The sequence below is a fragment of the Pseudomonas sp. WS 5146 genome (assembly GCF_012985495.1).
In the GTDB taxonomy this organism is placed as follows: domain Bacteria; phylum Pseudomonadota; class Gammaproteobacteria; order Pseudomonadales; family Pseudomonadaceae; genus Aquipseudomonas; species Aquipseudomonas edaphica.
Genome location: NZ_JAAQWL010000006.1, coordinates 284,146 through 297,867, shown reverse-complemented (window position 1 = coordinate 297,867; position 13,722 = coordinate 284,146). Strand labels below are relative to the sequence as shown.

General features: G+C 63.5%; 11 protein-coding genes. 5 read left to right on the top strand and 6 right to left on the bottom strand.

Annotated elements, in window-relative coordinates:
• Positions 1-12: 12 nt before the first annotated feature.
• The 3 genes from HBO41_RS18075 to HBO41_RS18065 are packed head-to-tail and all read left to right on the top strand — an operon-like array spanning position 13 to position 3,567.
• On the top strand, positions 13-1,353 hold the full coding sequence (locus tag HBO41_RS18075) for an LLM class flavin-dependent oxidoreductase (RefSeq protein ID WP_169987232.1): 1,341 nt from the start codon (positions 13-15) through the stop codon (positions 1,351-1,353).
• Positions 1,350-2,606: an acyl-CoA dehydrogenase family protein gene (locus tag HBO41_RS18070; protein ID WP_262380412.1), complete on the top strand. Its 1,257-nt coding sequence runs from the start codon at positions 1,350-1,352 to the stop codon at positions 2,604-2,606. The genes HBO41_RS18075 and HBO41_RS18070 overlap by 4 nt, the downstream gene beginning before the upstream one ends.
• A gap of 13 nt (positions 2,607-2,619) precedes the next feature.
• Positions 2,620-3,567 (top strand): D-isomer specific 2-hydroxyacid dehydrogenase family protein, encoded by a 948-nt coding sequence (locus HBO41_RS18065; RefSeq protein ID WP_138454135.1) that lies wholly within the window; start codon positions 2,620-2,622, stop codon positions 3,565-3,567.
• Between the two features lie 139 nt (positions 3,568-3,706).
• Here the strand turns inward: HBO41_RS18065 and HBO41_RS18060 are convergent, their stop codons facing one another.
• The 5 genes from HBO41_RS18060 to HBO41_RS18040 form a co-directional block, all read right to left on the bottom strand.
• Positions 3,707-4,588: a LysR family transcriptional regulator gene (locus tag HBO41_RS18060; protein WP_169987230.1), complete on the bottom strand. Its 882-nt coding sequence runs from the start codon at positions 4,586-4,588 to the stop codon at positions 3,707-3,709.
• 116 nt (positions 4,589-4,704) lie between these two features.
• Complete coding sequence (gene ycaC, locus HBO41_RS18055; protein ID WP_017137757.1) at positions 4,705-5,322, bottom strand: isochorismate family cysteine hydrolase YcaC; 618 nt, start codon at positions 5,320-5,322, stop codon at positions 4,705-4,707.
• A 28-nt stretch (positions 5,323-5,350) separates the two neighbouring features.
• Complete coding sequence (locus tag HBO41_RS18050) at positions 5,351-7,189, bottom strand: amidohydrolase (protein ID WP_099547767.1); 1,839 nt, start codon at positions 7,187-7,189, stop codon at positions 5,351-5,353.
• A complete protein-coding gene (locus tag HBO41_RS18045; RefSeq protein ID WP_017137755.1) occupies positions 7,186-7,776 on the bottom strand; it encodes an antibiotic biosynthesis monooxygenase in 591 nt (196 codons plus the stop codon). Before HBO41_RS18045 ends, HBO41_RS18050 begins: the two co-directional genes overlap by 4 nt.
• 96 nt (positions 7,777-7,872) lie before the next feature.
• On the bottom strand, positions 7,873-8,781 hold the full coding sequence (locus HBO41_RS18040) for a LysR substrate-binding domain-containing protein (protein WP_017137754.1): 909 nt from the start codon (positions 8,779-8,781) through the stop codon (positions 7,873-7,875).
• A gap of 204 nt (positions 8,782-8,985) precedes the next feature.
• On the opposite strand from HBO41_RS18040, the gene HBO41_RS18035 reads away from it, so the two are divergent.
• Positions 8,986-9,384, top strand: coding sequence for a helix-turn-helix domain-containing protein (locus HBO41_RS18035; RefSeq protein WP_169987228.1), 399 nt, complete (start codon positions 8,986-8,988; stop codon positions 9,382-9,384).
• 57 nt (positions 9,385-9,441) lie between these two features.
• Complete coding sequence (locus HBO41_RS18030) at positions 9,442-12,204, top strand: winged helix-turn-helix domain-containing protein (RefSeq protein ID WP_169987226.1); 2,763 nt, start codon at positions 9,442-9,444, stop codon at positions 12,202-12,204.
• Here the strand turns inward: HBO41_RS18030 and HBO41_RS18025 are convergent.
• Positions 12,151-13,596 (bottom strand): winged helix-turn-helix domain-containing protein, encoded by a 1,446-nt coding sequence (locus HBO41_RS18025; protein ID WP_178110954.1) that lies wholly within the window; start codon positions 13,594-13,596, stop codon positions 12,151-12,153. The two genes, HBO41_RS18030 and HBO41_RS18025, sit on opposite strands and share 54 nt — an antisense overlap.
• Positions 13,597-13,722 lie beyond the last annotated feature (126 nt).

The following is a 13,722-nucleotide window of genomic DNA, read 5'->3' as shown; positions in this document are numbered from 1 at the left end:
AAGGAGCCGCATATGAGCACGCCACGTCATCTGAAACTGGGCGCTATGGTCCACGGTGTCGGTCACGGCTGGGGCGAATGGCGCCATCCGCAGGCGCAACCGAATGCCAGTACCAACTTTGGCTTCTACAAACAGCAGGCCGAGTTGGCCGAAAGCGCCAAGTTCGACTTCGTGTTTATCGCCGACAGCCTGCACATTCACGCCAAATCCAGCCCGCACTACCTCAACCGTTTCGAGCCGCTGACCCTTCTCTCGGCCCTTGCCGCGTTGACCACCCACATCGGCCTGGTCGCCACCGTGACCGTCAGCTACACCGAGCCCTACCAGGTGGCGCGCCAGTTCGCCTCTTTGGACCATATCAGCGGCGGCCGCGCCGGCTGGAACGTGGTCACCTCCTGGCTGAGCGGCACCGCCGACAACTTCGGCAAATCCGAGCACCCGCCCCACGCCGTGCGCTACCGCATCGCCAAGGAACACTTGAACGTGGTCAAGGGCCTGTGGGATTCCTGGGAAGACGACGCCTTTGCCTACAACAAGCAGAGCGGCGAATTTTTCACCCCCGACAAGCTGCACGCGCTGAACCACAAGGGCGAGTTTTTCTCGGTCAAAGGCCCGCTGAACATCGCCCGCTCGCGTCAGGGCCAGCCGGTGATTTTCCAGGCGGGCACCTCTGAAGATGGGCGCAACTTTGCCGCCGAGCATTCCGATGCGATTTTTGTGCATGTGGAGACACTCGAAGAAGCCAAGGCGTACTCGGCTGATTTAAAACGCCGCGCCAAGGGTTTTGGCCGTGATGCGGGCAGCCTGTCGATTTTGCCGGGCATTCGTCCGATTGTCGGGCGCGATGCTGCCGAGGTGGAAAGCCGCTATCAGCAGGCCGTGGACCTGGTCACCGTCGAAGATGCGATTGTGGCGCTGGGCCGTCCGTTCAACGACCACGATTTCAGCCAATACCCGCTGGACGCACCGTTCCCGGAGCTTGGCGACCTGGGCAGCAACAGCCAGAAAGGCGGTTCTGACCGTATCAAGCAACTGGCCAGGGACGAAGGCCTGACCCTGCGCGAAGTGGCCTTGCGTTTTTCGCGGCCCAAGCGCGAGTTTGTCGGCACTCCGGAGCAGGTTACCGATGCCATCCAAACCTGGTTCGAGTCCGGCGCCAGCGACGGCTTCATCATCAACTCGGTACTGCCCGATGGCTTGCAGTACTTCACCGAACTGGTGGTGCCGGTGTTGCAACAACGCGGGCTGTTTCGCAGCGAATACAGCGGCCAGACCTTGCGCGATAACCTGGGGCTGGAGGTGCCGACCAATCGGTACAGCGAAGTTGAAGTGCAACAGGAAGCGCTGGCATGAGTGAACCTCTCAACCGACTAGCCAAGGTGGGAGCTGGCTTGCCTGCGATAGCGGTCTCTGGGCCTGCCTTGCGGGTGGCTGATCCACCGCCTTCGCAGGCAAGCCAGCTCCCACAAGGGCCGGCGCAATTCGACGCCCTGCTCGAACGCCTCAGCGCCGAGCTGGCCAGCAGCGCGCACCTGTATGACCAAAGCGGCGCCTTCCCCCACGCCAACTTCAAGCGGCTGCATGAACATGGCCTGGTCGCCCTCACCGTGCCCAAGGCCCTGGGTGGGGGTGGCGCAAGCTTGGCGCAGGCGCGCAAGGCCATCAGCGCGATTGCCAGGGGCGAGCCGTCTACCGCGCTGATTCTGGTGATGCAGTACCTGCAACACACACGCCTGCAAGACAGCAAAACCTGGCCGCAGCACCTGCGCGTACAAGTCGCCGAAGACGCCGTGCGCAACGGAGCGTTGATCAACGCGCTGCGCGTCGAACCTGACCTGGGCACCCCGGCCCGTGGCGGGCTGCCGGCAACCACGGCGGTGCGCACCGCTGACGGCTGGCGCATCAGCGGCCGCAAGATTTACTCCACCGGCAGCCACGGCCTGAGCTGGTTCAGCGTGTGGGCGCGCAGTGATGATGCCGACCCGCTGGTGGGCGCCTGGCTGGTGCCGAAAAACAGCCCCGGCGTGAGCATCATCGACACCTGGGACCATCTGGGCATGCGCGCCACCTGCAGCCACGAAGTGGTGCTCGATAATGTCCTGGTGCCGCTGGACCATGCCGTCAGCGTCAGCCCCTGGAGCGCACCGCAACCTGAGCTGGATGGCGAGGGGTTCCTGTGGATGTCGGTGCTGCTGTCGTCGGTGTACGACGCCGTGGCCCAGGCGGCGCGGGACTGGCTGGTGAACTGGCTGGAGCAGCGCAAGCCGTCCAACCTCGGCGCCGCGCTGTCGAGCTTGCCGCGTTTTCAGGAAACCGTCGGCCATATCGACACCCTGCTGTTTGCCAACCGCAGCCTGCTCGAGGCCGCCGCCCAGGGCCACACGCCAGCCGCCAATGCGGCGCAGCTTAAATACCTGGTGACCGGCAATGCGATCCGCGCCGTGGAGCTTGCCATCGAAGCCTCGGGCAACCCTGGCCTGTCGCGCCATAGCCCGCTGCAACGGCATTACCGCGACGTGCTGTGCAGCCGCGTGCATACGCCGCAGAACGACGCGGTGCTGCAAGGTGTGGGTAAAGCAGTGTTCGCTCAACGTGAGCAACAATGAATAAGGAACGCTCATGAGTCAGGTGATTATCGCCAGCCAGCTGGACGAAGATTACAACCAGGTATTGCGCGAACGCCTTGCCTCGATCCACCCCCATGCCCAGGTGATCGGCGTGCCTGCCGGTGTGCCCAGCGACCTGCCGCCGCAAGCCAATATACTGCTGCTGCGCCCTATCAATGTGCGCGGCTACACCGCGCCCGATACTCCGCCGCCGGGCTGGCCGTATGGCGCGCAGTGGGTACACCTGGTGTCGTCGGGCATCGACTTCTACCCGCAGTGGCTGTTCAACGGCCCGCCGGTAACCACCTCACGGGGCAGCGCCGCCGATAACCTTGCCGAGTTCGCCCTGGCGGCGATCTTTGCGGCGGCAAAGCATTTGCCGGCTATCTGGGTGAAGGATGCCCAGTGGACATTCACCGCGCTGCGCCCGCTCAAGGGCAGCACATTGGGCATTCTCGGCTTTGGTGCGATCGGCAAGAGCCTGGCGCAAAAAGCCCAGGCCTTGGGGATCAACGTGGTTGCGCTGCGCCAGAGCCAGGCACCCTTTGAGGTGGACCATGTTGAGGCCGCCAAGGACATCCACGACCTGTTTGCCCGCGCCGACCACCTGGTGCTGGCGGCGCCGCTCACCGAGGCCACGCGGCATATTGTCGACCGCGATGTGCTCGGCAGCGCCAAGCCGGGATTGCACCTGATCAATATTGCGCGCGGTGGTTTGCTGGATCAGGAGGCCCTGCTGGAAGCCCTGGATAACGGTCAGATCGGCCTGGCCTCGCTGGATGTGACCGAGCCGGAGCCACTGCCGCAGGGCCACCCGTTGTACAGCCATGCGCGGGTGCGGTTGTCGCCGCATACCTCGGCGATTTCGACCAACAGCCAGCAGGAGATTGCCGATACGTTCCTGGCGAATCTGCAGCGGTATGTGCAAGGTTCAACGTTGGCCAATCTTGTCGCCCCTTGAATATGTGTGGGAGCTGGCTTGTGTGGGAGCTGGCTTGCCTGCGATGCAGTCACCTCGGTGTGTCAGTCACACCAAGGTGATGCTATCGCAGGCAAGCCAGCTCCCACATAAGCCAGTCTTCACAATAGATGCGTGTGAGTCAGCAACCGCTGGCCAGGCGTTCGCGCAAAAACTCCACCAGCGCCTGCACTGGCCGCGAACTTTGCCGGTGCTGCGGGTACACCGCCGACAAGGTCAGGGCTTCGGGGGCGAAGTCGTCCAGCAGGGTTACCAAGCGCCCGTCTTTCAACGCCTCGGCAACAATAAAAGTCGGCAGGTAGGTCACGCCCAACCCGGCGATTGCGGTGTCGCGCAGCAATTCGCCATTGTTCACGCGCATGCGTCCACTGACATTGAGCGCCTGCAACTTGCCTTTGAAGCGCCATTGCACTTGGCGGCCATGGCCATAGGGCAGGCAGTCATGATCAGCCAGGTCTTCGGGCTTGAGCGGCGTACCCCGGGCGGCGAGGTAATCAGGGCTGGCGCAATACACTCGCTGCACACTGGCGATGCGCCGGGCAATCAGGGTTGAGTCTTCCAGCGTGCCGATGCGCAAGACCAGGTCGTAGCCCTCGCCGATCAGGTCCACCGGGCGATCACTCAAGTCGACTTCCACCGACACCTGCGGGTGGCGTTGCAGGAACTGCGGCAACAGGCAGCCCAGATGGGCCATGGCAAACGACAACGGCGCGCTGAGCCGAATCGTGCCCCGCGGTTCGCTGTTCTGGCCGGCGATGCCCTGCTCCACTTGCTCGACTTCACCGAGCAGGCGCAAAGCGGATTCGTAATAACTCTGGCCCAGTGGCGTGACGTCCAGCCGACGCGTGGAGCGGTTGAGCAGGCGCTCGCCGAGGCGGTCTTCCAACTGGATAAGGCGGCGGCTGACGAACTGCTTGGACAGGCCGAGTTGCTCGGCGGCGGCGGTGAAGCTGCCGGACTCCATGACCTGGCAAAACAGGCGCATGTCTTCGAAGGGGTTCATTGTCGCTTCTCGGTGGACATTTGGCTGGTTTATAGCCTGTCAGCCGCTACGACACAATCAAATGCAGGAGGGGCTTGCCCCCTCCTACAGGGTTAATCTACCCCTTCAAACGCAGCTTACTTGGCCGTAAACGCCGAGTAGCTGTTCATCAGGTTACGGTAGTTCGGAATGCGCGGCGACAGCAGGTTGGCCAGGCCTTCCATGTCGTTGCGCCAGTCAACTTGCAGTTCACAGGCGACAGAGAACCAGTTCACCAATTGTGCGCCGGCGGCCGTCATGCGTGCCCAAGCGGCTTGTTGCACGGTTTCGTTGAAGGTACCCGAGGCGTCGGTCACCACGAACACCTCAAAGCCTTCAGCGAGGGCGCACAGGGTCGGGAACGCGACGCACACATCCGTTACCACGCCGGCAATGATGATCTGCTTGCGGCCGGTGGCCTTGACGGCCTTGACGAAATCTTCGTTGTCCCACGCGTTGATCTGGCCAGGGCGGGCGATGTAAGGCGCGTCCGGGAACAGCGCCTTGAGTTCCGGAACCAACGGACCGTTAGGGCCACTTTCAAAACTGGTGGTGAGGATGGTCGGCAGGTTGAAGAACTTGGCCACGTCGGCCAGGGCCAACACGTTGTTCTTGAACTCGTTCGGAGAGAAGTCTTGCACCAGGGAAATCAGGCCGGTCTGGTGATCGACCAGCAATACAACGGCGTCATCTTTGTTCAAGCGCTTGTAAGTCATGGGTGAACTCCTTTGGGTGTTTTTAAAATCAGAAGGCAAAGCACGAGCAACCAAACGCGCCCCAGAAACCCTGGAAATCGCTGACCGGTACGCTGGAGAGCCGCGCTTTTTCATGGCCGTGGGCATGCACGCCGCACGGTCCGCTGCAGTGGTGTACTTGCGCTTGCACCGGTGAACCTGGGCGCCAGTGCCCCGGCACCTTGACCACCGGCGACCAGTCCGGCAGCACCGGTACTTGGGGCGGGGCGAAATCTTCGAAGTCGCCGGCGCCGTACACCACCTTGCCGCCGACCACGGTCAGTACCGACTCGATCCATTTGATGGCTTCTTCATCGACGCTGAAGAAGTCCGCCGAGAGTGCCGCCACATCCGCCAACTGGCCGACCTTGATCTGGCCCTTCTTGCCCTGCTCCGAGGAGAACCAGGCGCTGCCGTGGGTGAACAACTCCAGCGCGGTGAGGCGCGGCAGGCCTTCGGCGTGCAGCTCCAGGCCGCCGACGGTGCGGCCGCTGACCATCCAGTACAGCGAAGTCCAGGGGTTGTAGCTCGAGACCCGCGTGGCGTCGGTGCCCGCCCCTACCGGCACGCCTTCGGCCAGCATGCGCTTGATCGGTGGCGTGGCTTCGGCGGCCTTGGCGCCGTAGCGCTCGACAAAATATTCGCCCTGGAACGCCATGCGGTCCTGGATCGCGATACCACCGCCCAAGGCCCGGACGCGCTCGATGTTTTTCGGCGTAATGGTTTCGGCGTGGTCGAAGAACCACGGCAGACCATTGAACGGAATGTCGCGGTTGACCTTCTCGAACACATCGAGCATGCGCGAGATGGATTCGTCGTACGTGGCGTGCAGCCGGAACGGCCAGCGCTGCTCAACCAAATGGCGCACCACCGGTTCCAGTTCCTGCTCCATGGTCAACGGCAGGTCGGGGCGTGGCTCAAGGAAATCTTCGAAGTCCGCCGCCGAAAACACCAGCATCTCGCCTGCGCCGTTGTGGCGCAGGTAATCGTCGCCCTGGTGCAGGGTGACGCTGCCGGTCCAGTGCTTGAAGTCGCTGAGTTCTTCCTTGGGCTTTTGGGTGAACAGGTTGTAGGCGATGCGCACCGTCAGCTGTTGGTCCTTGGCCAGTTGTTCAATGACCGCGTAGTCATCGGGGTAGTTCTGGAAACCACCGCCGGCGTCGATGGCGCTGGTGAGGCCCAGGCGATTGAGTTCACGCATGAACTGGCGGGTCGAATTGACCTGGTATTCGAGCGGCAGTTTCGGGCCCTTGGCCAGGGTTGCATACAAGATCATCGCGTTGGGACGCGCCACCAGCATGCCGGTGGGGTTGCCGTTGCTGTCGCGCACAATCTCGCCGCCCGGCGGGTTCGGCGTGTCCTTGGTGTAACCGGCCACGCGCAGGGCGGCGCGGTTGAGCAAGGCACGGTCATACAGGTGCAGCACGAACACCGGCGTATCTGGCGCGGCCTGATTCAACTCTTCCAGGGTCGGCATGCGTTTTTCGGCGAACTGGAATTCGTTCCAGCCCCCCACCACACGCACCCATTGCGGCGTCGGCGTGCGATCGGCTTGATCCTTGAGCATGCGCAACGCATCGGCCAGTGACGGCACGCCTTCCCAGCGCAGTTCAAGGTTGTAGTTCAGCCCGCCACGGATCAGGTGCAAGTGCGAGTCGTTAAGGCCGGGGATCACGGTGCGGCCCTTGAGGTCGATGACCTGGGTGCCGCTGCCGCGCAGGGCCATGGCCTCGCCGTCGGTGCCGACCGCGACAAAGCGGCCCTTGTGGATTGCGACCGCAGTGGCCCGTGGGTTTTCGCGGTCCACGGTGTGGAACTGGCCATTGAACAGAATCAGATCGGCGTTCATAGGGTGTCCTTTACAGAGGCTTCAAGCCAGGGAGCGAACAGGCGGGTGGCGGCCGGCATCAGCAGGTAAACCACCAGCAACACAATGGTCAGGGTCACCAAAAAAGTGGAAACCACATAGTTGGACAGGAACGGGTGCAGACGCAGGATCGGCCCCCAGATAAACGGCAGCAGCAGGGTTTGCGGCAGAATCACGCACAGGCTGACCACCGCCTGCTTCCAGCGCGGCGGTTTGGCGGCGCTGTCGGCCAGTGGCGCGAACCAGAACTCATTAGCCGCACCGATTTCGGTTTTGTCGCCGTCGGCCAGCATCGGCGCCGCTTCAGCGATCAGCGCCTGGCGTTCGGGGGAGTCGAGCCAGCGTTGCAGCGCGTCGGTGGAGCGATAGCGCAAGACGCAGGTAAACAGTGCTTGCCCGCCCTGCTTGCCGCGCACCACATCCACACCGAGGTGGCCGGGCCGCTCGCCGGCGATGCGCACGATGCGCCGCAGCCAGGCCTCGTAATCGGCTTCACGGCCGGCCTTGATCAGGTGTTTGACGACCAGGGTGACGACTTCGTCGGGGCTGGTTTCAGGTGTCGGGTCCATACGGTGTGATTCCCCCTGGAAAGCTAAGCGATGGGGGGAGTCTGGCGGGGAACGGGGGGCAGGAATTGGATGTTTGTGCTGTTTCGCCTGGCGCGCTCACGCCACACGCGCCATATGCTCACTGATGCGCGAGCGCAACCAGCGCTCCGCCGGGTCGTTGTCATGCACGCCGCTCCAGACCATCGACAATTCCGAGGCTTCAATTGCGAACGGCGGGTCCTCGGCGCGCAGCACCGTGCCTTCGGTCAAGGCACAGGCGGCGTAGTCGGGCACTGTCGCGATGATTTGCGTGCCCGCCAACAGTGCGCGCAAGCCGCTGAACTGGGGTACCGCCAGCACCACCCTGCGCGCCCGGCCGATGCGCGCCAGGTCAAGGTCGATATTGCCGCTCAAGTCCCCCGAGAACGACACCATAGCGTGGGGCCGCGTGCAGTAGTCATCCAGTGTCAACGGCGCCGCGCCGTCGTCGCCGCGCAGCACCTTGCAGGGAATGTCCCGCAGCTTCTTGCGCTTGGCATTGGCCGGCAGTTCGGTGGTGTAGCTGACGCCCACGGAAATCTCGCCACTGGCCAGCAACGAAGACATCAACAGGTAATTGGCGCGGCGTACCACCACGATGATCCCCGGTGCCTCTTCGCGCAGCTGGCTGAGCAACGGCGGGAACAGACCGAACTCGGCATCATCGGACAGGCCGATTCGAAACACCGCGCAGCTGGTGGAAGGGTCGAAATCCTTGGCGCGGCTGACCGCGCCTGAAATGGTGTCCATCGCCGGTTGCAGCTCCTTGAGTATCGCCACCGCCCGTGGCGTGGGCTCCATGCCGCGCCCGTTGCGCAGCAGCAATGGGTCGTCGAACAAGTCGCGCAGGCGCCCGAGCGCGGCACTCACGGCCGGCTGGCCCATGAAGAGTTTTTCGGCGACCCGGGTCAGGTTCTTCTCGAACATCAGCGCCTCGAAAATCACCAACAGGTTCATGTCGACGCGGCGCAGGTCGTTGCGGTTCATGGCGGTATCCAAACGGTTATCAGGCCGTCAGGTAAGCATGTCGCACGGATCGACGATTGCATGCCTGTGCTGTCTTTTCCGGGCGCGCACCTGGCGAAATTAACAACGATTAACTCGCCAGCCAGACGGCCCGGCGCCAAAAATACAGCGGTCTACACTGCATCCATTCACCGGGAACGCTCCCATCGACTACGGATATTTGTCATGGCCCGACTTGATGACTGTGCCCCTCGCTTTGGCGTCACCGGTGGCTTGTGCCCCCGGCGCGAGCGAGTTGCCAAGCAACTGATCCTCGCCAACCTCGGCGAAAGCCTGGCAATTGCCGACTTGGCGCAGGCCTGTGCGCTGTCGCGCAGCCATTTTTCCCGTGCGTTCAAGTGCACCACCGGGCTGTCGCCCCAGGAGTGGATTCGCCAACAGCGCATTCAGCGGGCCAAGGAACTGATCACCGGATCGTCCCTGAGCCTGACCCAGATCAGCGTCGAATGCGGCTTCTGCGACCAGGCGCACTTCTGCCATATGTTCACGCGCAGCGAGGGCGTGAACCCGATGACCTGGCGAAGTCACCACATCCGTCAAAAATCACAGGTGATTGCAGCCTAGTGGTCTGCACCGGCCTGGAATATGCTGGCCAAACTCTTTTCCTGAACAGGGGCCACTATGCGTGACCTCAACGACCAGGCCGTGCATTTCGGTCCCTACCGTGTCCACCCGCGCCAGCGCCTGGTGCTGGAGGCTGGCCGCCCCTTGCGCCTGAGCCGACGCGCGCTAGAAATCTTGCTGATTTTGCTGGAGCACGCCGGCAATGTGGTGAGCAAGCAGGAACTGATCACGCGGGTATGGCCCAAAACGGTGGTCGAAGACGGCAACCTGCGTGTGCATATGGCCGCGTTGCGCAAGGCCCTGGGCGATGGCCAGGCCGGGCAGCGCTATATCGTCACCGTCGCCCAGCGCGGCTACAGCTTTGTCGCCCCCCTGAGCATTGAACCGATGACGACAGCCATCGACGGTATTCCCCACAACCAGGGCCATAACCTGCCGCTGCGCCGTACGCGGATGATTGGCCGCCAGGTGTTGATCGACGCACTGGTGCAGCAACTGCCGCAGCAACGCTTCATCACCCTGACCGGCGCGGGCGGTATCGGCAAGACCACCGTGGCGCTGCGTGTGGCGGAATTATTGATCGGCCATTACCGCGACGGTATTCACCTGCTGGATCTGGCGCCGCTCAGCGCGCCGTCAATGATCCTGCCCAACCTGGCCGCCCTGCTCCACCTCGCACCCACCGAACATGACCCGCTGCTGACCTTGGCCCGAAGCCTGCACGCGCGGCAGTTGCTGCTGGTGATCGACAACTGCGAACACCTGCTGGACGACATCGCGCTGATCAGCGAAACCTTGCTGCGTCACCTGCCACACCTGCACATTTTGGCCACCAGCCGCGAAGCCCTGCGCGCCGAGGGCGAGTACGTGCAACGCCTGGAGCCGCTGGCCTGCCCACCCGCCACCGGGAACCGCGCCCAGGCCCTCGGCTACCCGGCCTTGCAACTGCTGATCGAGCGTGCCATGTCGCACCAGGACAGTTTTGAGCTCAGCGAGGCGCAACTGCCCCTGGCGATCGAGATCTGCAAGCGCCTGGACGGCATTCCCCTGGCAATCGAATTGGTCGCCACGCAGATCGAGCGCTTCGGCTTGCCGGGTTTGCTGGTGCAGATGGAGGACAATCTGCGCCTGCTCAACCGTGGCCTGCGCAGCGACCTGCCCCGCCAGCAAACCTTGCGCGCCACGCTGGATTGGAGTTTTAACCTGCTCACCGCGTGCGAACAGATCTGCCTGCGCCGCCTCGCGGTGTTTCGCGGCGGGTTCAGCCTGGCAAGCGCGGCGGCGGTGATCGCCGGGGAGCAGATCGCACCGGCCGAAGTGCTGGGTTCGATCACCCAACTGGTGGCCAAGTCGCTGCTCAACGTCGAGGCCGGCGATGATGACATGGTCTATCGTCTGCTGGATGTCACCCGCAGCTATGCCCTGGAAAAGCTCGACCACGCAGCTGAACTCGACAGCACACGCGAACGCCATGCGGCGCGCTGTCTGGCGCTGATGGACCAGGCGCGGGAAGACTGGGAATTCACTGCCACCGAGCTGTGGATCAACCGTTATGCGCCGTTGCGCGAGGACATTCGCGCCGCCCTCGACTGGGGCTTGGGCGAACACGGCGCGCACCTGCTTGGCATTCGCCTGACGGTCAGCGCCATGCCCTTGTGGCAGGAGTTGTCGCTGCTGCGCGAACATGGGCTGTACGTAGACCAGGCCCTGGCGCTGATGCCGCAATCGGGCGCGCCCTGCACGCAGTTGACCATGCAACTGCAACTGGCCCTGGGCAGCCTGTCCTATCACGCCTTGGGCGGCGCACCGCAGACCATCGCTGCGTTTGTGGCGGCCCGGCGCCTGGCGCAAGCGCTCCAAGACAATGGGGGCCAGTTGCGAGCCGTCTCCGGGCACATGGCGGTCAACCTGTGTGCCGGCCGCTACCGTGAGGCGCTGGAGCAGAGCATGCAGTTCGACCGCCTCGACCCGCGCACCGATCCGCTGCTGGATTTGAGTGCCCAGCGCTTACGGGTACTGGCCCAGCATTTCGCGGGCAACCAGGTCCTGGCCCTGCACAATGCCGAACAAGTACTACAGCGCATGGCCCACAGTGGCCATCTCAACCGTTTCACCCATGGCTTTGGCGTGCAATACGACCAGAGTGTGGCGTCGCTGACGGTGCTGGCGCGCATCCTGTGGCTGCGCGGGTTTCCAGAGCGGGCCGCACGAATGGCAAACCAGGCGCTGGAGCTGGCGTTGCAGATCAACCACGGCACCTCTATCTGCTATACCCTGGCCCTGGCCAGCGTACCGATTACCCACTACAACGGTGGCAGCGGCGCGGCGCACGCGCTGCTGGCGCTGTTGCTGGAGCACTCACAGAAACATTCGGTGCAGTTGTTTCATACCTGGGCGCGGCATTACGAGGGCACCGCACCCCATGCGACATTGCAAGGCCTGGGCCTGGTTCAGGACATACTGGTGACCTTCAATGCCGCGCAGGTAGATGACACGGTATTTGAGCGCGCAAGAAACGGCGCGGCCGGTTGGTGCACGGCCGAGATTCTCAGGGTGCGCGCCGAGGCCCTGCCCGACCTGCGCGCGCGCGAATCGCTGCTGCTGGAGGCATTGGGCTTGGCGCACGAGCAAGGCGCACTGGCCTGGCAGTTGCGCTGCGCGACCTCACTGGCTTGCCTGTGGCAAAGCCAGGGCCGTGTGCGGGCAGCACGTGAGCTGTTGAATTCGGTCTACGGGCAATTTACCGAAGGCTATGCCACCCAGGATCTAGTCCGCGTGCGCAGCCTGCTCGACCAGTTGCAGGACAAACGGCCGGCCTGAAAATGGCCCCAGATAATGCCCATAGCCCTGCTGCAAACGCGCCACCTGCAACGGGTCACGCAGCTGCGCCAGGGCGTAGCTGCGCACACTGTTGAGCAGCCGATAGCGCCGCGGGCCGGGGCCGGGCTCGACCACCAGGGAAGACGTCGCGACCAGGCGTGCCAGCAGGTAAGCCAGGTCGGCGTGCGCAAGTTCAGTGCCGGCCACCAGTTCGGTCAAGGCTGGCAACGTCACCGCGCTTTTGAACAGCGCCAATTGCAGGAACAGCCAACGCTGCGGCAGGCTCAGGCGTTGATACGTCCAATCCAGCGCCGCCGTCAGCGACTGATGGCGCTCGACCGCCGTGCGTCGGCCACGCCTTAACACTTGCACGCCGTTGTGTAACTGCTTTTGCAACCCGCGTATTCCCAGGGCTTCAACCTGGGCCGCCGCCAGTTCCAGCGCCAGCGGGATGCCGTCCAGACGCCGGCAGATATCGCACAACGGCGCCAGGTCCTCAGACCGCAGTACAAATCCCTGCTGACCGGCACGCACCCGCGCCACAAACAATTGCAGGGCCGGATACAGCATGGCCTGCTCGACACCACCCCGGTCAGCCGATGTCGGCAGCGCCAGCCGTGGCACGTGGTGCACCCATTCGCCGGGCACCTGCAAGGTTTCGCGGCTGGTCAGCAGCACGCTCACCAGAGGCGCCCTGGCTTGCAGTGTATGCACCAGATGACGGCAGGCGCCCAGCAACAAATCGGCATTATCGAGCACCAGCAACAGTTGCCGGGCGGCCAATTGCTCGCACAGTGCATGGGCGCCGACACAGGGTTGGAGGTGCAGGGTTTCGCTCAGGTAGTCCAGCAACCGGTTCGGCGCCTGCACAGTTGCCAGGTCCAGCCACCACACGCCATCGCGATAACGCGGCAACACCCGTTCGGCCAGCGCCAGTGCCAGGGTGCTCTTGCCGATGCCGGCGCAGCCGGTGAGCATCATCAGCCGTTGGCCGCCCAGGCGTCGCACCAGGCTGCCCAGCAGTTCGTCGCGGCCGATCACTGGGCTGAGCCGTGCGGCCAGATTGTGCCGAGGCCGCGGTGACGGCACCGGTGACGGCGCCACGAAGCAGTAGCCGCGTTGCGGTTCATTGAGGATATAGCGTTGTCCGTCCAGCGCACGACGCAGGGCGGCGATGTGCACGCGCAAATTATTGTCTTCCACCACGCTGTTCGGCCAGACCCGGCCGATCAAAGTGTCCTTGCTGACAAATTGCCCCGGCGTCTCCAACAGTATCGCGAGGATATCCAGCGCACGCCCACCCAATGGCACCGGCTGGCCGGTCTTGCTGACCAGACGTTGATCACGATGAAAGGTATAGGGGCCGAAGCTCACCGAGTGTGCATTGTTCATCTGCTGACAGCGCTGGAACACCCGGCCTTGGGCGCCTGCGCCTCCTTTCAAGGGGCCTGGGGCTATCTTGCCAGCTATGCGTGACAGGACAATGCTGGCACAGGGAGCGACACGGACAATCAGGGC